Origin of the sequence: Micromonospora sp. NPDC047557, from assembly GCF_043205095.1 — a bacterium.
Classification (GTDB): domain Bacteria; phylum Actinomycetota; class Actinomycetes; order Mycobacteriales; family Micromonosporaceae; genus Micromonospora.
Window position 1 is genome coordinate 209,041 of the sequence record NZ_JBIDDK010000010.1, and the last position, 21,585, is coordinate 230,625.

Here is a 21,585-nt window from a genome sequence, read left to right on the forward strand (position 1 = left end):
TGAGCGGCTGAGCGGCGGTCAGAGCTGGGCCCGGGCCTCGCCCGGGCTCAGCTTCGCGCCCTCGGCGACCAGCGCGTCGAACCGTTCCCGGCCGAGCACGGCGAGCACCCGCTCGGTCACCCGGTCGGTGTCGTCGCGCTCCGCCGGCGCGGCCGGAATGCCGCCGGCCTGCCGGGCGGCGGCCGCGGCGCCGAGCAGCCGGGCCGCGACCTCGGGCGAAGGCACCGCCGACGCCATCCCCTCCAGCGGGCCGAGCACATCGCGCGCGGTGGCCATCGCCTCGGCGACGTCGAAGGCCTCGACGTGCAGGGCCAGCGCGGCGGCGGGTTCGCCGCTCTGCTCGACCGCGTAACCCAGCTCCACGAGGACCATCGGCAGGTAGAGCGCCGGCTGGGCCTCGTTGCGCCCCTGCTCGGCGAGGCGGGTGAGGTGGGTGGTGGCCAGGTCGAGCTTGCCGTCGCGGCGGGCGGCGAAGCCGAGGCCGAGCTCGGCAAAGACGATCGCGCTCGGCGAGCCCTGCTCCACCGCCAGCTGGTACGCGCGCTCGGCCAGCTCCCGGGCCTGCGCGTAGTCGCGGGTCTGCACCGCGAGCCAGGCCAGCCAGGACAGCTTGCCGGCCACGTGCGGCCACAGCCCCAGCTCCTCGGCCCAGCGCAGCCCCTCCCGGTGCAGGGCCGCCGCGCGCTCGTACTCACCGCGAATCTCGGCCAGCCCACCCACCCAGTCGCTCGCCTGGAGGCGGCCCCACCGGTCATCCACCTCGGCGAACAGCGCGGTGCTGCGCGTCGCTGCGCTCTCCAACGCGGCCAGGTCACCGGCGGCGTGCGCGATCATGGCCCGGGAGCTGAGCACCGCGGCCTCGGTCCACGGATCGGTGGCGGCGGTGGGCAGCAGCTCCGACGCCAGCGGCAGGTCACTGCTCTCGAGTACCGCGTTCGCCGCGAACCAGACGGCTCGGGCGTCGGTGACACCGGCCAGGGCGGCGCGCACCTCGGCCGCCGGGATCTGCTCGCCCTGCAACAGCGCGAAACCGATCCGCCAGGCTGCGGCGCGGCTCTCCTGCGTCGGATCGCCAGGCGTCGCGAGGGCTCGCCGCGCCTCGCTGAGCCGGCCCCGCAGGTACCAGTACCAGCTCAGCGCGACGGCCAGCCGCAACCCGCCGCCGTGCACCAGCGCCGCGCGCAGGTTCACCGTCTCCGCGTCGAGCAGCGCCAGCCACCGCTGCTGGTCGGGGCCGCGCAGCTGCGGGTCGGCCTGTTCGGCCAGGTCGGAGTAGTACGCGGCGTGCCGCGCCCGGGTGGCGTCGGCGTCGAGCAGGTGGTCCAGGCAGAACGCGGCGACCGACTCGAGCAGCCGGTAACGGGGGCTGGTGCCGGAGTCGTCCAGCACCACCAGCGACCGGTCCACCAGGCGAGCCAGTGTGTCGAGGTCGGTCCGGCAGACGAACTCGGCCGCCTCCGGGGTGCAGCCGTCGCCGAACACCGCGAGCCGGGCCAGCACCGCGCGGTCGGCGTCGTCGAGCAGGTCCCAGCTCCAGCCGATCACCGCGGTCAGCGTCCGCTGTCGCGGCGGCACGTCGCGCTGCTGCGTGGTGAGCAGCCGGAACCGGTCGTCGAGCCGGTCCACCACACCCCGCAGACCCAGCGCGCGGACGCGGGTCGCGGCCAGCTCCAACGCGAGCGGCAGGCCGTCCAGGCGACGGCAGAGCTGGGCGACCGCCGGCGCGGTGCGTTCGTCGAGACGGAAACCGCGGTGCTGGGCGGCGGCACGGGCGGCGAACAGCCGGGCCGCCGCCGAGCGCCGCACCGCGTCCGGGTCGCTGTCCGAGGGCAGCGACAGCGGGGGTACCTCCCAGAGCAGCTCCCCGGTCAGGCCGAGCGACTCCCGGCTGGTGGCCAGCACGTGCACCCCGGGCGCGTCGCGCAGCAGCCGGGCCACCAGCGCGGCGACCGGCTCGATGACGTGTTCGCAGTTGTCCAGCACGAGCAGCAGGTGTCGCGCCCGCAGCGCCGCGACGAGTCGATCGGTGGCCGACAGGCTGGTGCCGGCGGCCTCGCGGGCGTCCAGCGCGCCGAGCACCTGCTCGGCGACGCCCGGGTCGCCGGCCGGCAGCGGCGCCAGCTCGACCAGCAGAACGCCGTTCGGAAAGGACTGGCCGCGGGCGGTCTCGGTGGCCAGCCGGGTCTTGCCGACGCCACCCGGCCCGATCAGCGTGACCAGGCGCTGCGCGGGCAGCAGGGCCCGCAGCTCGGTCAGCGCCTCGGCCCGGCCGACCAGCTCGTCGAGCTGGGCCGGCAGGCTGTTGCGGATGATCGCGGCCTTCGGCGGCGCGCTCAGGCCGGCGTCCTGTTCGAGGATCCTGCGGTGCAGGGCGACCAGTTCGGGGCCGGGGTCGAGGCCCAGCTCGTCGGCGAGCCGGTCCCGCAGGTCGGCGTAGCTGTCCAGGGCCTCGGACTGGCGACCGGCCGCGTACAGCGCGCGCAGCTGCACCGCCCGCAGGCCCTCGCGCAGCGGGTGTCGGGCCACCAGCTCGACCAGGTCGGCCGCGACCAGGTCGTGTTCACCCCGGGCCACCCGCGCCTCGGCGAGCCGCTCGTGCACGGCGAGGCGCTGCTCGGCGAGTCGGGTCGCCTCGGCGCGGACAAACTCGGCGTCGGCCACGTCGGCGTACGCCTCGCCCCGCCACAGCCCGAGGGCCTCGGTCAACCGATCGACGTCGGTGTGCCGGGCCAGCTCGGCGAACCGGTCGGCGTCGACCGTGTCGGCCCGCAGCAGGTAGCCGGGAGCCCGGGACTCGACCAGGTCGCGGGCGCCCGGCTCGGCGTCGTTGAGCGCCTTGCGCAGCTGCGACACCCGCACCTGGAGCGCGCCGGCCGGGTTGGCAGGGGAGTCGTCCCCCCACAGGTCGTCGATCAGGCGGTCCGCCGAGACCACCTGGTTGCGGTTGGTCAGCAGGTCCGCCAGGAGGGCGCGCACCTTGGTGCCGGGCACCACCACCGGCTCGCCGGCGTCCGTCGTGACGGCGAGCGGCCCGAGCACCCCGAACTGCACGGCGGACATCTTAGCGCCGGTAAGACGACCTGAAGCAGACCGTAAGCGCGCCGGCGCACCGTGTGGGCATGGAGATCTATCACGAGACACATGGCAGTGACGGGGGCCGGCCGCTGGTGCTCATCCACGGCGCGCTCTCCGGCATCGGCACCTCGTTCGGCACGATCCTGCCGTTCCTGGCGAAGTCGCGGCGGGTGATCGCCGTGGAGTTGCAGGCGCACGGCCACACCCCGGACGTCGACCGTCCGCTGACCGTGGAGCACTTCGCCGCCGACGTGGTCGAACTGCTCGACCGGTTGGGTGTCGAGCGGGCGGACGTCTTCGGCTGGAGCATGGGCTCGGCGGTGGCGCTGCGCCTGGGCACCGACCACGCCGAGCGGGTCGGGCGGCTCGTCCTCGCCTCGGTGAGCTTCGACGAGGACGGCCTGCACCCCGGGCTGCTCGACGGGATCCAGGACCTGCAACCGGAGCATCTGCACGGCTCGGAGTTCCACGAGGAGTACCTGCGAACCGCGCCCGACCCGGCGGGCTGGGCCACCCTGGTCACCAAGATGAAGGTCCTGGACGCGAAGCTGCCCCGGTGGACGCCCGAGCAGATCCGGGCCCTGGCCGCGCCCGCCATGATCGTGCTGGCCGACTCGGACATCGTCCAGCCCGAGCACGCGGTACGGATGTTCCGGCTGCTCGGCGGCGGGGTGCCCGGCGACCTGACCGGTCTGCCGGCCTGCCGGCTGGCCATCCTGCCGGGCACCACCCACACCACGATCCCGCAGCGCGCCGACTGGCTGGCCCCGATGATCGACGAGTTCCTGGCCGAGCCGGTGCCAGCCCGGTGACCCAGATGAGCGGGTGGGTTACTGCTGTTCGGGGGAGCGTCGGAGCCACAGCCAGACGCCACCAAGGCCGCACGCCACGCCGAGAACCACGACCGCCGTTCGTGCCGCCAGCGGGGCGTCGTCCAGGAACGGCGCGGCCTTCGAAGCGGCCAGGCTGAGCAGTGCGACTACCAGCAACAGTCCTGCGATGATCCGATCACGCGTCATGGTTGCTTTGTATAGCAGCAACACGCCCAAGCCCTTCGATGCGCCTCCCACGGCGATCTTGCACTTTCTGCGGTGATATAAGGCGCGAAAGCCGCGTGACAGCTGCACAAAGTGCAAGATCGCGGGAGGCGCGGGGTTCAGGGGTGGAAGGCCTGACGGTAGGCGGTGGGGGTGGCGGCGAAGGCCCGGCGGAAGTGGGCGCGCAGATTGGTGGCGGTGCCCAGCCCGGTCCGTCGGGCCACCTCGTCGATGGTGACCGTGCCGTCTTCGAGCAGGCCACACGCCGCACGAAGTCGTTGCTGCGTCAGCCATGCCTGCGGGCTCATGCCGAAGCGCCGCCGGAAGTTGCGGTGCAGCGTACGGGTCGACTGGTGGCCGCGCCGGGCCAGGTCCCCGACCGTCAGTGGCAGGTGCAGGTGGGCGGTCGCCCATTCGGTGACCACGGTCAGGTCAGCGGCATCGGTGGGTTGGAGGGGAATGAACTGCGCCTGACCGCCGGCCCGGTGCAGGGGAGTGACCATGACCCGGGCGCGCTCGATGGCCGCCGTCTGGCCGTGGTCCCGGCCGACCAGGTAGAGGCACAGGTCGAGGCCGGCGGCCAGCCCGGCGCTGGTCAACACCTGTCCCTCGTCGACGTACAGCGCGTTCGCGTCGACGGTGACCGCGGGGTGTTCGCGGGCCAGCGCCTCGGCGTGGGCCCAGTGGGTGGTGGCCCGCCGGCCGTCGAGCAGCCCGGCTTGGGCGAGCGCGAACGCGCCGGTGCAGATCGACGCGACACGAGCACCCCGTTCGTAGGCGGCGACCAGGGCGTCGAGCGCTCGGGCCGGCGCGGGTCCGCGCCGGAAACCGGGCACGATGACGGTGTCCGCGGTGCGCACGGCGTCAAGGTCAGCGTCGACGGTCATGCCGAGTCCCGCCGTCGTGGTCGGCACGGCGCCGCCGTCCGGGGAGCACACGACAGTCGCGTACCGGCCCTGGCCCTCGTGACCGAAGACGTGCGTCGCGATGGTCAGGTCGAAAGCGACGACGGGCGGTAGGGCGAGCACGGCGACCCGGTGCGTGGCGGATTGCTTGTGCACAGGGGCAAGAATGCCACTCGTCAGGCGGACGACCGGACGAGATCCTGGCCTGGTGCGAATAGAGATCGTGGTTTTCGACGGCTTCGACGAGCTGGACGTGTTCGGACCCTTCGAGGTGCTGGCGATGGCGGGCTTCTCCGTCGAGCTGGTCGCCGTCGAGCAGCCGGGACCGGTACGCAGCATGCGGGGCGTGAACCTGCACGTGCCAACGGTGCTCGGGCAGGCCGACGGCATCGTCGTACCGGGCGGTGGATGGCTGAACCGGGCCGCTGCGGGGTCCTGGGCGCAGGCGCAGCACGGGGTGCTGCCTGCCCGGCTGGCCGCGCTGGCCCCCTCGACGCGCTGGATGGCATCGGTGTGCACCGGCAGCCTCCTGCTCGCCGCCGCCGGACTGTTGACCGGCCGGCGCGCGACCACCAACCGCAACGCGTACGAGGAGTTACGGGCGTACGGCGTCACCGTCCTCGATCAGCGGGTGGTCGACGACGGCGACCGCATCACCGCAGGCGCGCTCTCCGCCGGGCTGGATCTGGGCCTGTGGATCACGGAACGCGAGATGGATGCTGCCACCGCGGACCGGGTCGCCGCGACGATCGAGTACCAGCGAGCGGTCGGAACCGCCGGCGGGTGAGAGTGGCCGACGCGCCGCACCCCCTGGGGGTACGCGACGCGGCGGTGGGCGCAGCCGGCGGCCGGCGGTGACCCTCGGTCACCTCCGTGAGGGCGGATGCGGTGGTGAGCGGTATTCCTCAGAGTCATATTCATACCTCTGAGGAATACCGCTCAACAGCACATCGACACGACAGTCGGCCACAGCGGATGACCGGCGCCCCTCGCCGCAGCCCCAGCCCCGTCGTGAGTGAGGACTTACTCGTCTAGAGGGCGGCGGACTCTTGCCAGCATTCGGCGTACGCCGAGCACGTGGCCGCCGGACCGGAGTAGCAGCTGCCGGTAGAGGCCGCCGGCCAGGCCGGGGAAGGCCGCTCGCGTCTCCGCTCGCAGGCGGGTCCGTCCCGGCTCGACCGGTTCGAGGCGGAAACTCAGCGCGTACGTCGAGAACCGGTGGCTGCCCCTCAGCGTCAGCTCCCGGGCGGGGTGCGCGGTGGTCACGTGGAAGCCGGGGAGGGTCGAGCCCTCGGCGAGGGGCCGTGGCCCGGACGCGACGGGGTCGGCGGCGCGCACCAGACGGGCGTACGCGCTCACGGCTGTCCCGTCGAACGTCTCCTGCACCACGTGGAGGAGGTGGGGCCAGACCTCGTGCGGTTCGGCGGCGATCACAATGGCGTGTTCGTCCACCCTGGGCAACGAGTCGATCCGCATGGGCGCCTCCCCGCGTCACGGCTCATTCTCGCCTCCACCGTGGACATCGTCCACGGTTGGGGCATGGCGTACGGGGCGTTCACCGGGTAGAAACGGGTTTCAGAGAGCGCTCTCACCACCCAGCTACCGGGAGCACCGTCCCGTCAGCGGATAGGACGAACCACATGACGAGCCCGTCCCGACGTACCCTCATCCTTGCCCTGCTGGTGACCGCCGCCGTCACCATGACCAGCACCGCGGCCAGCGCCGGCCGCCCCACGCACAGCGCGCCCGACTTCGGGCCGAACGTGACGATCTTCGACCCGACCATGCCGGTCAGCGAGATCCAGCAGACCCTCGACGCCGCGCACGCCCGCCAGGTCGACAACGAGATGGGCACCGAGCGGCACGCCTACCTGTTCAAGCCGGGCGCGTACGGCACGGCCGAACAGCCGTTGCAGGCCAAGGTCGGCTACTACACGGAGGTCGCCGGCCTGGGCGCGTCGCCCACCGACGTCGCCGTCAACGGCAAGATCGAGGTCTACAACCGCTGCCTGGCCGACGGCGGCACCGGCAACTGCCTCGCGCTTGTGAACTTCTGGCGCACCCTGTCCAACCTCTCGCTCACCGTCAACGCCGCCGGCCAGGACGGCTGCCGGTCGACGGCGAACTTCTGGGCGGTGTCCCAGGCGGTCTCGATGCGCCGGCTGAACATCACCGGCGGTGGGCTGTCCCTGATGGACTACTGCACGGCCGGCCCGCAGTACGCCAGCGGCGGCTTCATCGCCGACTCACGGCTGCCGGCCACCACCAACGGCTCCCAACAGCAGTGGCTCACCCGCAACAGCGAGGTCGCCGGGTGGTCCAACGCCGTGTGGAACCAGGTCTTCGCGGGCGTCGAGGGCGCACCGGACGACGCCACGTTCCCGGACCCGCCGTACACCACCCTCGACACCACGCCGGTGAGCCGGGAGAAGCCGTACCTGTACGTCGACGGCAAGGGCCGCTACAACGTGCGGGTGCCGGCGGCGCAGCGCGACAGCCGGGGCGTCTCGTGGGCGAACGGGATGACCCCCGGGCGGACCATCGGGATCGACGACTTCTTCATCGCGAAGCCGTCCGACCCGGTTCGCGTGATCAACAGCCAGCTCGCGCGAGGCAAGCACCTGCTGCTCACCCCGGGCGTCTACGACATCGCCCGGAGCATCGAGATCCGACGCGCCAACACGGTGGTGCTCGGCATCGGCCACGCCACCCTCACGGCGGTGAACGGCGCCGTCCCGCTGGACGTGGCGAACGTCCCCGGTGTCATCGTCGCGGGCGTCACGATCGACGCCGGCACCGTCGAGTCGCCGGTCCTGCTGCGGGTGGGCCGGCAGCACGGGCACGACGCCAGCAGCCCGGCCAACCCGACCACGCTGTCCGACGTCTACTTCCGGGTCGGCGGCCCGCACATCGGCCGCACGAACACCGCCCTGGAGGTCAACAGCGACAACGTGCTCATCGACCACACCTGGGTGTGGCGCGGCGACCACGGCGTCGAGGGCTTCACCGAGGGCGTCAACGGTGACACCGACCGCTGGCGCACCAACACCGGCCGCTACGGCGCTGTCATCAACGGCGACCACGTGACGGCCACCGGCCTGTTCGTCGAGCACTTCCAGCGCTACAACACCGTCTGGAACGGCGAGCACGGCACCACGATCCTCTACCAGAACGAGCTGCCGTACGACCCGCCGACGCAGGCCGACTGGATGAACGGCCCGGTCGAGGGCTATGCCGGCTACAAGGTCGGCGACCGGGTACGCCACCACGACCTCTACGGCGGCGGGGTGTACGTGTTCAACCAGAACAACCCGTCGATCCACACCGAGAACGGCTTCGAGGCGCCGAACCGGCCGGGTGTCCGGCTGCACCACATCATGACCGTCAACCTCAGCGCTGGCACGATCGACCACGTCGTCAACGGCGTCGGCGACGCGGCCGACACGACGAAGGTCGGCGTGCCGGTCTACATCGCGCAGTACCCGACTCCGTAGCGGTCTCGGGCGTATTGGCGGGGGCCGGAACCGGCCTACGGCTCCGGCCCCCGCCGTGGTACCGGTGCACCGTGTGGAGCGGGTCAGGGCTCACCGCCCGGACCCGCTCCACGCGGGTTCAGCTCAAATGGCGTGTCAAGCGTCGAATGACGCGCGGTTCCGGCGGGAGATCAGCCGTGCCGATGTGCCGGCGATGACCAGGACGAGGCCGGTGCCGAGGAGCCACCACAGGTCGCCGGCGCTGTCACCGGTGACGGGCAGGGTCGGGCTGGCCGTGAGGGCTGGCGGGGGCTGTGTGGGGTCACCGGTCGGGGCCGCGGTCGGCTGGGTCGGTGACGGTGTGGGCTGTGTCGGCGTGGCGGTCGGCGTGGGTGTGGGCTGCAGCGGGCGTTCGCAGCGGGCCTCGGCCAGGATGACGGACCCGACGGGGATGTCCAGCAGAGGGCCGCCCACGATGCTGCCGGTGAGCCGCAGGGTTGCCTGGACGGCGATGGCCGTGGCTCCGTCGGCCGTTGTCGTCTCGACGTTGGTGAGCGTGACGTTCAGTCTGGCGCCGGTCAGGCCGGGGACCGTGACGGCGTGGCTGGCGGTGACGCCGGGAGTGTTCGGCAGCAGATTGACCGGCTTGCCGAACAACTCCAAGCCGGCCAACGTGGTGTCCGCTGTCTGGGCGCCGACCTGCGGGCAGGTCACGCTCGCCAAGATCGCGTCGGAGTTGATCACCGGGATGCCGAGCACGCCGAGTGCGAGTTGGAAGGTTGAGGCGCTGGCGGAGGAGGCTGTGTCGCCGCGAATGGCGCCGACCACCACGACGCTGCCGGCGGTGGTGATCCCCAGCGCGCCCGGGATGGTGAACACCAGGCCGATGTCGTCGTCCGTGCCACCGCCGGCCGGGGCCGTCGCGGTGCCGATGACGGCTCCGGCGCTGATGACCGGATTGCCGAACACTGACGCAGACAGGTCCACCACGGCTCCCCGGGCGCTTGCATCACCCGGTGCCGCGTAAGCCGGAGCGCCTCCGGACAGGACCAGCACTCCCGCGGCCGCTGCCGCGACTGCTCCAGTAGCTGAAAGTCGCTGGGAAAATCTCAACATTGTCGCCTTTGGTCGGTAACCCTTCCCGACGGTCGAGAAGGCCAGACCGACGCTATGTCCAATAAGGGGCGTGAATGGCATTGTTGTGATAATTGGTGTAATCAAAAGTGCCCCGCAGACGTACTTTCGGCTTCCTGGTCCAAAATTCCACGGCTCAGTCGCACTCTTGCGGTGCGGCGACCGCTCCTGCCACGATGACCGTCAATGCCTTCCGTCCCGAAGGAGTGGTCCTCATGGCGGTCTCCCGCCGCAGGTTCGTCACGTCCGTGCTGGCCGGGTCCGCCCTCGCCGCCACCTCCACCACCGAACTACTCTCCACACTGGCGACCCCGGCCGCCGCCGCGAGCCCTCCGGGCGACGTGGTCGGCAAGGTGACGGTCGGCTACCAGGGCTGGTTCAGCGCTCCCGGCGACTCCGCGCCCATCGGCGGCTGGTGGCACTGGAGCCGCGACCGCTTCCAGCCGCCGTCGCCGTCCAACACCACAATCGTGTCCTGGCCGGACATGCGCGAGTACACGCGCAGCTATCCCACCGCGTACCCCAACCTCGGCAACGGCTCGCCGGCCACCCTCTTCTCCTCCTACGACCAGCAGACCGTGGACACCCACGTCCGCTGGATGCAGGAGTACGGCTGCGACACGGCCGCGCTGCAACGGTTCAACCCGACCGGCGACGAGGGGCCGACCCGCGACGCCATGACGCAGAAGGTCCGCGCGGCGGCCGAGCGCTACGGCCGCAAGTTCTACATCATGTACGACGTCACCGACTGGCTGACCATGCAGACGGACATCAAGACCGACTGGACGACGAAGATGTCCGCGCACACCGCCTCGAGCGCGTACGCCCGGCAGAACGGCAAGCCGGTCGTCTGCATCTGGGGCTTCGGCTTCAGCGAGCCCAGCCGGCCCTTCGCCCCCGGGCCGTGCCTGGAGGTCGTCAACTGGTTCAAGGCGCAGGGCTGCTACGTCATCGGTGGCGTACCCACCTGGTGGCGGCAGGGCATCGAGGACTCCCGCCCCGGCTTCCTCGACGTCTACCACGCGTTCCACGCGATCTCGCCGTGGATGGTCTACCGGGCCAGGACAGTGGAGGAACTCGACTCGTACTACAACAACGTCAACGTCGGCGACATGGCCGACTGCGCGGCGCGCGGCATCGACTACCTGCCCTGCGTCATGCCCGGCGACCTCGCCGGCGGGCACCGCAAGCACGGCGACTTCTACTGGCGGCACATCTACAACATGGTCCGGCTCGGCTCCCAGGGCCTCTACGTGTCCATGTTCGACGAGTACAACGAGGGCAACCAGATCGCCAAGACGTCCGAGACCCAGGCCACCACCCCGGCCGGCGCGAACATCCGCGCCCTGGACGAGGACGGCGTCGCCTGCTCCTCCGACTACTACCTGCGCATCACCGCCGACGGCGGCCGGATGCTCAAGGGGCAGCTCGCCCTCACCGCGACACGCCCCACCCCGCCCATGGTCGGCACCCCGCCCCCGACCAGCGGCGACCTCGCGGCCGGCCGGTCCACCTCGGCCAGCAGCCAGAACGGCCCGTTCGTGGCCGCGAACGCGGTGGACTCCGACGCCGGCAGCTATTGGGAGAGCGGCGGCGGCGCGTTCCCGCACTGGTGGCAGGTCGACCTCGGCGCCAGCCAGCAGGTCAGCCGGCTCGTGGTGCGGCTGCCCGCCAGCTGGGGCGCGCGTACCCAGACCATCACGGTGCTGGGCAGCGTCGACGGCAGCTCCTTCTCGACCATCGCCGCGGCCTCCGCGTTCACCTTCGACCCGGCGACCGGCAACGCCGTCACCCGCACGCTGACGACCACCACGGCCCGCTACGTCCGGCTGAGCATCGCCGGCAACACCGGCTGGGCGGCGGGCCAGCTCTCCCAGGTCGAGGTGTACGCCGCCAGCGGCACCACGGACAACCCGCCGACCGCCCCGAGCGGCCTCACGGTGACCGGCCGGACGGCGAGCAGCGTGTCCCTGGCCTGGACGGCGTCGACCGACGACAACGGCGTGACCGGCTACCAGGTGCGCCAGGGCGGCACGGTGGTCAGCACGGTCACGGGCACCACGGCGACCGTGAGCGGCCTTGCCGCATCCACCTCGTACACCTTCACCGTCACCGCACGCGACGCCGCCGGCAACACCTCGGCGGCCTCGAACGCGGTCACCGTCACCACCGACGCCCCGGCCAACGCCGACCTCGCCCGGGGGCGATCCACCAGCGAGAGCAGCCACGTCCAGAGCTACGGCTCGGGCAACGTGGTCGACGGCGACGCGAACAGCTACTGGGAGAGCGCCAACAACGCGTTCCCCCAGTGGGTCCAGGTCGACCTGGGCGCGACGCGCACGGTCGGGCGGGTGGTGCTGAAGCTGCCGCCGTCGTCGGCGTGGGGGAGCCGCATGCAGACTCTCGCCGTGACGGGCAGCACGGATGGGGGCAGCTTCGGCACGCTGGTCGGTTCAAGCGCGCGCACCTTCGATCCTTCGACAGGCAACTCGGTGTCGTTGACGTTCAGCGCCGCGCAGGCCCGCTACGTGCGGATCACCGTGACCGGTAACACCGGCTGGCCGGCCGGGCAACTGGCGGCACTGGAGGTGTACGCCAGCTGACCGGGCGTGGGGCGGCCGCCGGACGCCGACCGGCGGCCGCCACCTGTCCGGCGAGCGGGCACGTGGACTCGACACCTCCCACGATTCTCGACCGTGACGTCGGCGCAGGTGCCCAGCCGACCCGACCCAAATCCGTTGTTCACTTCGTAGCCGCTGGTTACGGTGCCCCGCGTGACGGTGCGTCCCGCGGATTGGTGGTGAGGCGAGTGGCGAAGAACAAGCCGCCGTTCAGAATGAGGGCGATGCTCAGGCTGGAACGCGGCACCGCGACCGCCACCGACACCCTGCGCCGTTACGCTTCGCTCGCCGACGAGCTCGGTGCCGACGGGATCGACGTCGACGTCGACCGCGCGGATTTGCTGCTGTCGGGCTACCGGGTCGCCGGGAACGAGGAACGCGCCATGCACGCCCTGGCGCAGCCGCTGCTGCACCGCTTCGGCTGGCGCGATCAGGACTTCAGCTACTCGCGCAACGTCCGCTACGCCGAGACCGTCGTACCCCCGTCCGGGCCGCCCGCCACCCGCCTGGTGATCGATCGGGCCGACCAGGACCTGGGCTGGGAGGGCGCGACCAACGGCTCCGGCCTCACGCCCGACCGCACCCTGGACATCGGGCCGGCCGAAGCTGACGTCGTCGCCCGGCTCTTCGTCACCGTTCCGGGGGCGGGGATCGCCGCGAGCGTGCTTGCGCTGGGGCCGTGGCTGGCCCGCGTCGAGCCGGCCGCCGTCAGCGTGGACCCGGGCCGTGCCGCTCTGCTCTACCCTGCCCGCGCCGACCTGCGCACCGAGGCGGAGAGGCTCAGTTTGGGCCCAGTCGAGACCGGCCGCATCGAGGCGGACGCCGAGCACGTCATCGAGACCGCGACGGCCACCGACGGTACGACCCTCTGGCTGCGCCGGGGCACCGACCCGGTCTCCCCTTACTGGCCCGGCATCATCGAGACCCGAGAGTTGGTCATCAACGACTCCTACCCGGACTAGTCATGCCGGTAAGGGTTGATGAAACCGCGACGGCTCGACCGATGAGCGGGAGAACGCCAGTGCACAGTCTTCGCCTGCCTCGACGGTCTACCCGCGGAACCACCCGACCGCTGGCCCACTGGCATGGTCGGGCCGTAGCTCCCAAGGATGATCGCTGTGCCAGGCAGCAGCCGCGTCGGCATCACCGAGGCCGCGGGGGCAAGCGGGTGTGTGTACGCACCCAGGCCCACTAACCACCGCAACAAAGTCGCGGTGCTCCGCCCACTCCGCCCGTGCCTGCTCCTCTGAGATCGCGTGAAGTACGTAGCAGCGCCGTCGCTGGTCAACGGGACAGCCGTGCTCATCCGCAACGGCGATGAACCAGTACTCCCTGCCGTCGAGCAGCGCGAGACCATCCAACGGTCCGTCGTAGTAGTCGGCGAACCACAGCATCTGCACGCCGGTCATCTTCACCAGACCGTCCAGCACGGATGGGTCATGCACCGATGCACCGTATACACCTGACGACGGCCTAGCGAGACCTACTACTGAACAGACAAGCGGTCAGCCCCACCTCCGGGGGTGGTTGCGCGGGCCATCCCGCCAGCCGGCGACCCGCTGGCAAGTCGGGCAGACCACCACTCGACCTGCCAGCGTCCGAACGTGCGTGAAGGCCGCTTGACGTAGCAGGCCCGGCGGTGTGATGCCCGCTTTGATTGCCTCTGCTGGTCAGCGGGATCAGTACAACGCCAAGTGACGCGTCCCTCTCTTGCCGGGCCAACCCGCCAGAGAGCAAGTACGTTCGACAGCCCCGGCATGAAGCCGCTGGCGACGAGAGTCCGACTTCCGACAGATGCTTGGGTCAGCGGCTTCGGCTTGCGCCGATCAACGCTAGCCTCCTCTCAACCTGGCTCGGTGCCATGAACTAGTCGAGGTGTCGCTATGCCCAGCGTTGATTGCCCATCCCTGATCAACATTGCTGTCATATCGGGCTACTATTCGCAAATGAGCGGTGTCCTGGCAGGCTTCGCTTTTACGGCGATGGTATTCCTTCTAAGGCCCGCTAAACGTACCCGGCGCGAAGGCCGCAAGCGCAGAGCGGGCGGCGAACTTCTTGCGTTATTCGCTGCCTTCGTTGCGCTTGTGATCACAACGCTGATCTATTCGGTACTAGCCGGTGAGACCGACATCGACGCAAGGCCTAGGGCTGCAACAGCATCGATTGTGAACGGGGTCGTTTTCGGCTTGGCCGTAATCATGCTGTTTCAAGGTGTAACGCTGCTGATGCAGCGCTCGGCTGTTGATCGAGCCGTGGTTGCGACTGCGCGTTTCGTCACAGTGGTCGCCGTCCCTGCTCTTGCTTATAACTACGTCGTCAACGGGACATCGGACGTCGTGGCGGCCCGTGCAGCGAAGGTCGGCCCTTGTGAGCCGTCATTGTCTGGAATGGGCCTCATTCTTACCGCTGCGCTGGCGGCCGTCCTGGCGGTCTCGTTGACTCCAATTGCTCAGAGAGCTGCCTGGCGGAAGTACTCCCCGCAGTTCCAGGTGGCGGCGCCAATCACTGTATTGGTTGTTAGCGTGATCGTGGCAATTGTATCTGGGGATATAACTGTAAGGTCCCCCGAATTTCTGCCGTCGCCGACGGTCACCAACGCGTTTCTCGTCGGCTATTTCATTCTGTTGGCACTACTCGGTTTCATGCTTTCATGCGGCGACGTCCCGCAAGAAGACGTGCATGAAACGGCTAGTCGGGTTGGACCGGGATCGGACGAGCCCGGTCAGGCTAGTCCGGGGAGAGGTGAGGCAGCCAGGAGGCAGCGAAAGCAGCGGCAACCGCCAGCAGCAGGCGACACGGGACAGCAAAGCGGCCACGGTCAGCGCCATCGAAGGGTGTCCGACGGCACCCAACGGTGAGGCCCATCCACGTTCACACCGAAGAGGTCGCTGGTTCGATACCAGCATCGCCCACCATCGAAATAATCAGTAAGAGCCACCCTCGCGAGAGGGTGGCTCTTACTGATTCCATCGTCAGTCGTCGTTGGGCGTCAGCGGATCGTCAGCGAACGCCTCCCGGATGCGTTGATCCCTCCCGTCTGATCGGTGGGTGTAGAGGTTCAACGTGGTCGACGGCTTCTCGTGGCCCATCACGGCCTGGACGTCGTTGACCGGGACACCGCGCGATACCAGCTCTGTGGCGTATGAGTGCCGTAGGTCGTGGAAGCGCAGCCCGCCCGGCGCCATTTTTGCGACGTGGGCGATGGCTTCCCGCTCGGTGGTGACCTCCGCTACGGCGTCAGCGTCAGGTTTCGAACTCCACCGCCTGGAACGGACCCACCGGCGGCACCGGCTGGTGATCCGCGAGGATCTTGATCGACACCTCACGCGATCGGGCACCCAACTCCGGGTTCATGTCCATCACCCGGCACTGTCACACCCGCTGACCCGTCAGCCTGTCCTTCGACGGAGTCCGCATCCGCGTCTTCTCATCGAAGTCCTGCGCCTCCGCGATCGAGTCCGGCATGAACACCGCACCGCGCGGGAAGACCGCCTCGAACGGAACCGCAAACCGCGTGCCACTCAGCGAGCCACGAGTTGGTGCGGGTGGCCGAAGACGCTCTAATCGCGGCAGAAGTGAAGGCGGTATCGACCGCGGAGCCGACTGCGTACGGTCGAGAGGTCATCGTGGCCGCACGACAGATCGACTTGCCGATCGCGGTCGTCAGCAACAACTCCCCGCAGGCCGTAGAGAGCTAACTAAGAGACCATCGGCTGACCACCCATGTCGCCCGGGTTGTTGGCCGGGCATACGCCGAGCCCTCGCGGATGAAGCCGAACCCTGCGCCTATCCTGGACGCAGCAGCGTCGCTGAGGACTGCCCCGGCGCTATGCGTGCTGGTCGGTGACTCGTTGTCCGACGTTGAGGGAGCGAAGGCCGCAGGTGTCCGCGTGATCGGGTACGCAAACAAGCCAGCGAAGGAAGCGGAATTCGAGGCGGCAGGCGCCGACGTGGTCGTCACGTCGATGCGGCAGGTAGCTCAAGCCTTGGTGCAGGTTAAGGAGGCCTGATCTCCTCTCGCCACTCTGTATGGTGCATAGGTGACCATCGGGAGGAATTGCACGTTGGTGGCCGCATCGAGTCAGTGAGCGGCGTAGGCCGGCGGACGGTAGCCGTGGGCGCTTCTCGTGCTAGCGGCGATCGTATGCGCCGGCCTCGTTGCTGCCCGGGGCATCGTGGGCTGTTGAAGTCAGCGCCGGTGGCGGAGATGGCCCTATCGCGGGTGCTGGCTGAGCCGTGGCATGACCAGCTGCGGGAGCAGTGGCGCAGCTACCGCGACGAGATGAGCCGATCATGTCGACTGAAGCTCGTACCCATTAATGCGGAAATTCTAGTAGAACTTGCTTGTATCGTTCGGACGAGTCGCCAAGCTTAATTAGTCCGGGATATTCGTATGCTGCGCGCAAGGCCGTCAAGGCGATTACAACAGCTCTATCTCGATGCTCTGCCGCAGATTGTCGGGTTGGCTCCCTGGGTGAGCCATGCACAATCTTGCTTCTGGTGTCATAGAGTTTTTTCAGCTCGCCATACAGGGCCTCTCGGCGAAGTCGATCGTTTGGCTCAAGTAGCTTCGCGAGCGCCCCGCAAACTTTAAAAGAGGTTTCTTGCGCCTCGCCAAAAAGGTTTTCCCAGCACATTACGGCATCGATAAACCCGTCCATTGGATCTAGGCGAAACGTGGCAGCTGAAAGTAGCCGTCGCATGCCGGTTTCGAGAGACCTCGGGTGCTCATCCTTGACTCGATACGACCATTGTTGGACTGTCTCAGCAATGGATGAGGTGATGACCGTACGGCCGGCGAAGACCTGCACAAAGTAGTTCAGGTGCCTCGCATCCGACCTGGCCAGAGGGTTGAGATAGCTGGCTGATTCTGCCACTGCGGCTATCAGGCTATCCGGGCTAGACGACAGGAGGAGGGAAAAACGTAGTTTGTCCAGCATGGACTCGGCTTCTGTCCAAGCCTTGTTCGTCTCGTCCGAGTACGACTTCCACCACTTGTGGTCATCTTCAAATTCTACGTCTGGCCACCTGTGCTGAAGGCAAACCAACTTATCGAACGCCTCGGACGCCAGTACTGCTGTAGTTTCGCGAGGGCTTCCATTGTGCCAGAGTCCGACTTCTCGCAGCAGCGCCCGACTCATCGGAGTCGGACGGAACAGCTTACCCCAGGCGGTATCAATCTCATCAACGTCATCCCCCAAATCTATGTTCGAGATTGTCGCCATCAGTGGCACCGTTGCTTGCCTTCCTCCTGCAAGCCTCCGCGCGATCTGCAAACCGGCTGAAGCATAACGTGCGGCGTCTGCGAAAGTTCTTTGATCATGGATACCAGCCATGGTGACTCCATGCAAGACGAGATGGCTGGCGATGGCTTCCACCCAGGTTGTCCCGCCTTGCCCCGACCTCCACCATAGATTGGTGTGGACGCGGAGCTTCTTGCTTTCCTCTAAAAGGTCCAGCGCTTCGAATCGAGCGTCGTCAGTAAATATTTTACGAAAATCAGTGTCGCGGACTATTGCGAGACCCAGGGCGGCATTTATTGGCATCCCCAGGATCGCGAATTGCATTCCTGCGCGCAGGGAAGACGAATCCTTTTCTGGTGGGGGGAGTAGAAGGGCTGGCCACACATGATATACGGCCTCAAGCAGTAATGCCTCGACCTCGTCTTCAGATTCAAAAGGCGGAGGCGTTCCGCCGCATTGGTGCCGCAGGCTAGATAAAGATTGAAGTATCGGCGGAACTTTTTCCCACAGCCAAGAACTAGGATCGTTGTGTGATCTCGGGTTGACCGGACGCATTGCATGATGCTCCAAGATGCGAATTACATCCGCCCTCTCGGCTGATACTTCCAAGGCGGCCAGATCTTTTTCTTCTACGTTAAGCGCATAAGCCACGAAAGGGTCGCCGAAGGTTTCGCGCGATAGCGTTAGGGCCTGATTCCACACGGGTAGCACAGTACCATCTGCTAGCGCAGAGCGTCTTCGGCGTATTGTCTAGCGTGATCCCGGGAGAGAAGATATACCGTTGGCGGCCGCATCGAGTCAGTGAGCGGCGTAGGCCGGCGGACGGTAGCCGTGGGCGCTTCTCGTGCTAGCGGCGATCGTATGCGCCGGCCTCGTTGCTGCCCGGGGCATCGTGGGCTGTTGAAGTCAGCGCCGGTGGCGGAGATGGCCCTATCGCGGGTGCTGGCTGAGCCGTGGCATGACCAGCTGCGGGAGCAGTGGCGCAGCTACCGCGACTAGATGAGCCGGTCATGTCGACCGCCGTCGAAGATCGAGCCCGCAGGGTCGCTGTTGAGGACCAGGGCGATGAGCGGGCGACGGTGGTGGAGCCGGTGCAGGGTACCTGGTGCGAAGGGACAAGCTAACTGGTCGGGACCGCGTAACAGTGGCGGTGGGAGCTGCGCAAAGACGACGGCGAATGGCGGGACTGAGCCGTGGAGCTGCCGCCGTGGTGTGCACGTCCGCGCGGACCTCTGCCATTGAGGACCAGGACGTGACCGAGGAAGCCGCGGAGCGACCAAGAGCAGGCGACAGGGCGGCGACGTGCGGAACGGACAGGCAGCCGAAGTCAGCCACGTAGGCGAGCCAGAGCCCTTCCCGGGGGCGGATCAGGAACGCGACGGCCGGGGCCGGTGCTGTGCCCTGCCGGCCATGCCGACCCAGACGTGACCGTGACCTCTTGCCGAATTTGCCTGTACTAGATCAAGCGCGTTCCGCGCGGCGCGGGCCGGGGCGCGGCAAACGGCTCTTGCGGAGCCGCCGCCCCGGCGCAAGGGCGCCGGGGCGGAAAAATCAGCCGGCCCGAACCCCACGCCCCGGCCCGCGCGTCACACCTGGGTCGGTGAAGTGACTCGGTGACGAGTCTCGAAGGACGATCAGGGCCAGGCGGACGCCGTTCCACCCGGTGCCGACGATCCCGAACCAGCACGAGATCCGGCAGGCCAACCACGGCGGGGCGAAGTTGCCGAACGGTTCCGCACGGTCGCTCAGGTCCGGGGGTGGGGAAGGGGTTGGGGTGGTGTGAGGGGTGGTGGGGTGAGGGAGGGGTGCGGGTTAGAGCTGTGCCTCCGGCGCGACGATCAGACCGAAACCCGACACCCAGTCGGGCGGGCGGGTCGTATGGCGATTACCCTGTTCGAGCAGGCGCTGGCCGACTACCGGCGGGTCCTCGGCGACGACCACCCGAGCACCCTGGCCTCGGGCAACAACCTGGCCTACGCCTACCGGGCGGTGGGGCGGGTCGGTGAGGCGATCACCCTGTTGGAGCAGGTGCTGGCCGACAGTCGGCGGGTCCTCTGCGACGACGATCCACAGACCCGGACGATCGCAGCCAACCTTCAGCACGCTACTGACGCTGCGGGGAGCAGCAAGAAGGCAGCGAAAGCGCTACCGAAGGCCGACAAGCACCGTAGGAACAACCAAGGGAGCCACGGTCGGCAGCACGAGGCAACTCCTGAGGACAACCGATAACACTGCGTACCCGTACTCGAACGAGGGGCTGGCTTGTACAGCCATCCGTACAGCCAAGCCGGCCGACGGACACGGTCCGGGGCCGACGGTCGACGACACGGCGAGCAGGCCAGCGGCAATCACCGACGCTGGCCGACAGAAGTCTTGATCTTTGCAATGCAGGGCAGGCGCGCTTGCGGCTCGCCCTGCGGGCGGCCTCCGGCCGTCCTCGGGCGTCCGCAGCGCCTCGTGCAAAGTGCGTGCAATGATCTTGACGCGGAGAACCGGAAGGCATCCCAGGCGCGCAGGTAACGGCCACAGTGGTGAGACTGCCGCTGCCGCCTTCCTAAACCGAGTGTGCTTAGGCGACGCGCGGGTGGGTCCCTATCCGGATGCCGGGCACCGAGTCAAGATCATCGGGCACAGATTCGGCACAGCCGACAGCGAGAACGCGTGTGAGACGTCGAGAGTTGCCGAGGGATGGAGGCCAGGCAAGCGCACCGGTACGTCCGTCTTGGCCGACTTCTCCGTCACGTCTCGGATTAGGGTTCAAGCCTCGGCCTCTGCTTCGCCCTCCTGGCCGCCCATCTCACCTGCTGGGGGATGCACGTCGGCGCTCTGGGTCGCTATGTATGCGGTCCAGAAGGTCTGGAGGGGCGCTGTTAGCTGCGTGCCGTAGGTGTTGCTGGTGGCACCTGGTCCACGATCTGGCAGCGGTAGCGATGAGCGGCGACCGCTGCGGGCCGTCATGCTCTTGTACACGCCGACATGCGTTGAACCATTCCTACGCGGTAGGCGCTAGATTTCTTGACATCAATCGCCGTGAGTTCTCCCCGGTGGAGGTTGGCATGGCTGGGATGCTCTACTACCCGTTCGCGAACGCGCCGCCGCCCGTTCTCCAGCAAGCGATCTTGTATTGGGACGACCTCGCTACGGTCGTAGCGCCAGGATGGGAGGACCGGCTAAGTGCGCGGATGAAGGAGGTCCAGGACGCTGGCCTCTACCGGCCGCTCGAGGCTCACCGGGCGTTCGGGCCCTTCGAGCTGTACGAGATCGAGATGGAACTCGATCATGCGCTGAAGCAAGTGCCGCTGGATGCCCTGATTCCGCCAGCTGAACCGCCGCCTGGTGAGTTCAGCACTCTCCATGTGGACAAGCTGCACAAGAGTGTCGTGAAGGAGTTGCTCCAGCGGAGGCTGGTGTACCGGCATCCTGGCAGCCGTTCGCGGCTGGTCGCCGCGCCGGCGCTGCTCAACGTCGTCGTCAGCCTCATCGCGGGGCGTATCGCTGCCGGCATCAACGCTGAGTCGGGCTGCAGCGGCCCTGAAGGGCTACGCCCGCACACCGACATAAAAGCGGCGCACCTCCTTGGCACAGACACGGCATCCGGCTACGACGTGACGGCGTGCTGGCAGGTCAATGTGGGTCCGCTCCTGCCGGTACCACGAGATGATGTGATGATCGGTGATCTCGTGCGCTTCAGGACGAGATACGACGCCGAGCGACAAAGACTGATGCTTGCCATCGACGACCTCCTGCATCAGCTGAAGCAAGCTGACCGTCACCCACAGGACGCCTTTCGTTTGGTGGAGCGAGAACTGACCGAAGCGACAGCGGAACTGGATGCTGCGGCACGCAGCACGAAGTGGAGTTGGGTAGCCCGTCCGGTCGCGGCTTTTGTCGCCCTTGCTGCCGGCTTCGGAGCCGCCGCGCAACCAGACCTGAACATACTGAACGTACCTCTGATGGCTCTCTCCGGCGGAGCGGTCAACGTCGCAACGACACGGTTGCGGCGGGACATCAGTAGGGGTGTCTCTGACTACACGTACCTGCATCGGACGCAGAAACTTGTCGGAGGGGCCGCTTGAGCTGACGACCCTTCCACAGCA

The 21,585-nt window shown here is 68.2% G+C and carries 17 protein-coding genes and 1 pseudogene; 9 read left to right on the forward strand and 9 right to left on the reverse strand.

Going from position 1 to position 21,585, the window contains the following annotated elements:
• Nucleotides 1–18: 18 nt before the first annotated feature.
• Nucleotides 19–3,060: a BTAD domain-containing putative transcriptional regulator gene (locus tag ACGGAQ_RS22895; protein WP_393052322.1), complete on the reverse strand. Its 3,042-nt coding sequence runs from the start codon at nt 3,058–3,060 to the stop codon at nt 19–21.
• Between the two features lie 59 nt (nt 3,061–3,119).
• On the opposite strand from ACGGAQ_RS22895, the gene ACGGAQ_RS22900 reads away from it, so the two are divergent.
• Complete coding sequence (locus tag ACGGAQ_RS22900) at nt 3,120–3,887, forward strand: alpha/beta fold hydrolase (protein ID WP_393052324.1); 768 nt, start codon at nt 3,120–3,122, stop codon at nt 3,885–3,887.
• Between the two features lie 18 nt (nt 3,888–3,905).
• On the opposite strand, the gene ACGGAQ_RS22905 is transcribed toward ACGGAQ_RS22900, so the two are convergent.
• Nucleotides 3,906–4,094, reverse strand: coding sequence for a hypothetical protein (locus ACGGAQ_RS22905; RefSeq protein WP_393052326.1), 189 nt, complete (start codon nt 4,092–4,094; stop codon nt 3,906–3,908).
• A 137-nt stretch (nt 4,095–4,231) separates the two neighbouring features.
• On the reverse strand, nt 4,232–5,173 hold the full coding sequence (locus ACGGAQ_RS22910) for a GlxA family transcriptional regulator (RefSeq protein WP_393052328.1): 942 nt from the start codon (nt 5,171–5,173) through the stop codon (nt 4,232–4,234).
• Nucleotides 5,174–5,225: 52 nt separating this feature from the next.
• Here ACGGAQ_RS22910 and ACGGAQ_RS22915 point away from each other — a divergent pair, with 52 nt between their 5' ends.
• Nucleotides 5,226–5,804: a DJ-1/PfpI family protein gene (locus tag ACGGAQ_RS22915; protein ID WP_393052329.1), complete on the forward strand. Its 579-nt coding sequence runs from the start codon at nt 5,226–5,228 to the stop codon at nt 5,802–5,804.
• A gap of 236 nt (nt 5,805–6,040) precedes the next feature.
• On the opposite strand, the gene ACGGAQ_RS22920 is transcribed toward ACGGAQ_RS22915, so the two are convergent.
• Nucleotides 6,041–6,493, reverse strand: a complete 453-nt coding sequence (locus ACGGAQ_RS22920; protein ID WP_393052331.1) for a hypothetical protein — start codon at nt 6,491–6,493, stop codon at nt 6,041–6,043.
• 164 nt (nt 6,494–6,657) lie between these two features.
• On the opposite strand from ACGGAQ_RS22920, the gene ACGGAQ_RS22925 reads away from it, so the two are divergent.
• A complete protein-coding gene (locus ACGGAQ_RS22925) occupies nt 6,658–8,511 on the forward strand; it encodes an adenylyl cyclase (protein ID WP_393052333.1) in 1,854 nt (617 codons plus the stop codon).
• A gap of 135 nt (nt 8,512–8,646) precedes the next feature.
• Here the strand turns inward: ACGGAQ_RS22925 and ACGGAQ_RS22930 are convergent, their stop codons facing one another.
• Nucleotides 8,647–9,477 carry a hypothetical protein gene (locus tag ACGGAQ_RS22930; protein WP_393052335.1) on the reverse strand — a complete coding sequence of 277 codons (831 nt, stop codon included), beginning with the start codon at nt 9,475–9,477 and terminating at the stop codon, nt 8,647–8,649.
• 362 nt (nt 9,478–9,839) lie between these two features.
• Between ACGGAQ_RS22930 and ACGGAQ_RS22935 the strand changes: the two genes are divergently transcribed.
• Together ACGGAQ_RS22935 and ACGGAQ_RS22940 are read left to right on the forward strand one after the other, a co-directional pair.
• Nucleotides 9,840–12,227 (forward strand): discoidin domain-containing protein, encoded by a 2,388-nt coding sequence (locus ACGGAQ_RS22935; protein WP_393052336.1) that lies wholly within the window; start codon nt 9,840–9,842, stop codon nt 12,225–12,227.
• A gap of 206 nt (nt 12,228–12,433) precedes the next feature.
• Nucleotides 12,434–13,207, forward strand: coding sequence for a hypothetical protein (locus tag ACGGAQ_RS22940; RefSeq protein WP_393052338.1), 774 nt, complete (start codon nt 12,434–12,436; stop codon nt 13,205–13,207).
• A gap of 87 nt (nt 13,208–13,294) precedes the next feature.
• On the opposite strand, the gene ACGGAQ_RS22945 is transcribed toward ACGGAQ_RS22940, so the two are convergent.
• The gene (locus tag ACGGAQ_RS22945) at nt 13,295–13,690 is read right to left on the reverse strand and encodes a hypothetical protein (protein WP_393052340.1); all 396 of its coding nucleotides are present in this window, start codon (nt 13,688–13,690) and stop codon (nt 13,295–13,297) included.
• A gap of 438 nt (nt 13,691–14,128) precedes the next feature.
• On the opposite strand from ACGGAQ_RS22945, the gene ACGGAQ_RS22950 reads away from it, so the two are divergent.
• The gene (locus ACGGAQ_RS22950) at nt 14,129–15,103 is read left to right on the forward strand and encodes a hypothetical protein (RefSeq protein WP_393052341.1); all 975 of its coding nucleotides are present in this window, start codon (nt 14,129–14,131) and stop codon (nt 15,101–15,103) included.
• A gap of 114 nt (nt 15,104–15,217) precedes the next feature.
• Here the strand turns inward: ACGGAQ_RS22950 and ACGGAQ_RS22955 are convergent, their stop codons facing one another.
• Together ACGGAQ_RS22955 and ACGGAQ_RS22960 are read right to left on the reverse strand one after the other, a co-directional pair.
• Nucleotides 15,218–15,430 carry a tyrosine-type recombinase/integrase gene (locus tag ACGGAQ_RS22955; RefSeq protein WP_393052343.1) on the reverse strand — a complete coding sequence of 71 codons (213 nt, stop codon included), beginning with the start codon at nt 15,428–15,430 and terminating at the stop codon, nt 15,218–15,220.
• A 64-nt stretch (nt 15,431–15,494) separates the two neighbouring features.
• Nucleotides 15,495–15,710 (reverse strand): annotated as a pseudogene (locus tag ACGGAQ_RS22960) (transcriptional regulator); the annotation flags it as partial.
• 248 nt (nt 15,711–15,958) lie between these two features.
• Between ACGGAQ_RS22960 and ACGGAQ_RS22965 the strand changes: the two are divergent.
• Entirely contained in the window at nt 15,959–16,255 is a 297-nt protein-coding gene (locus tag ACGGAQ_RS22965; RefSeq protein ID WP_393052405.1) for an HAD family hydrolase, read from the forward strand.
• A 306-nt stretch (nt 16,256–16,561) separates the two neighbouring features.
• Here ACGGAQ_RS22965 and ACGGAQ_RS22970 read toward each other — a convergent pair whose 3' ends face one another.
• Nucleotides 16,562–18,190 (reverse strand): hypothetical protein, encoded by a 1,629-nt coding sequence (locus ACGGAQ_RS22970; protein ID WP_393052345.1) that lies wholly within the window; start codon nt 18,188–18,190, stop codon nt 16,562–16,564.
• Between the two features lie 1,176 nt (nt 18,191–19,366).
• Between ACGGAQ_RS22970 and ACGGAQ_RS22975 the strand changes: the two genes are divergently transcribed.
• Both ACGGAQ_RS22975 and ACGGAQ_RS22980 read left to right on the forward strand, forming a co-directional pair.
• Nucleotides 19,367–19,717 carry a tetratricopeptide repeat protein gene (locus ACGGAQ_RS22975; RefSeq protein WP_393052347.1) on the forward strand — a complete coding sequence of 117 codons (351 nt, stop codon included), beginning with the start codon at nt 19,367–19,369 and terminating at the stop codon, nt 19,715–19,717.
• Nucleotides 19,718–20,544: 827 nt separating this feature from the next.
• Complete coding sequence (locus ACGGAQ_RS22980; protein ID WP_393052349.1) at nt 20,545–21,564, forward strand: DUF6236 family protein; 1,020 nt, start codon at nt 20,545–20,547, stop codon at nt 21,562–21,564.
• Nucleotides 21,565–21,585: the final 21 nt, after the last annotated feature.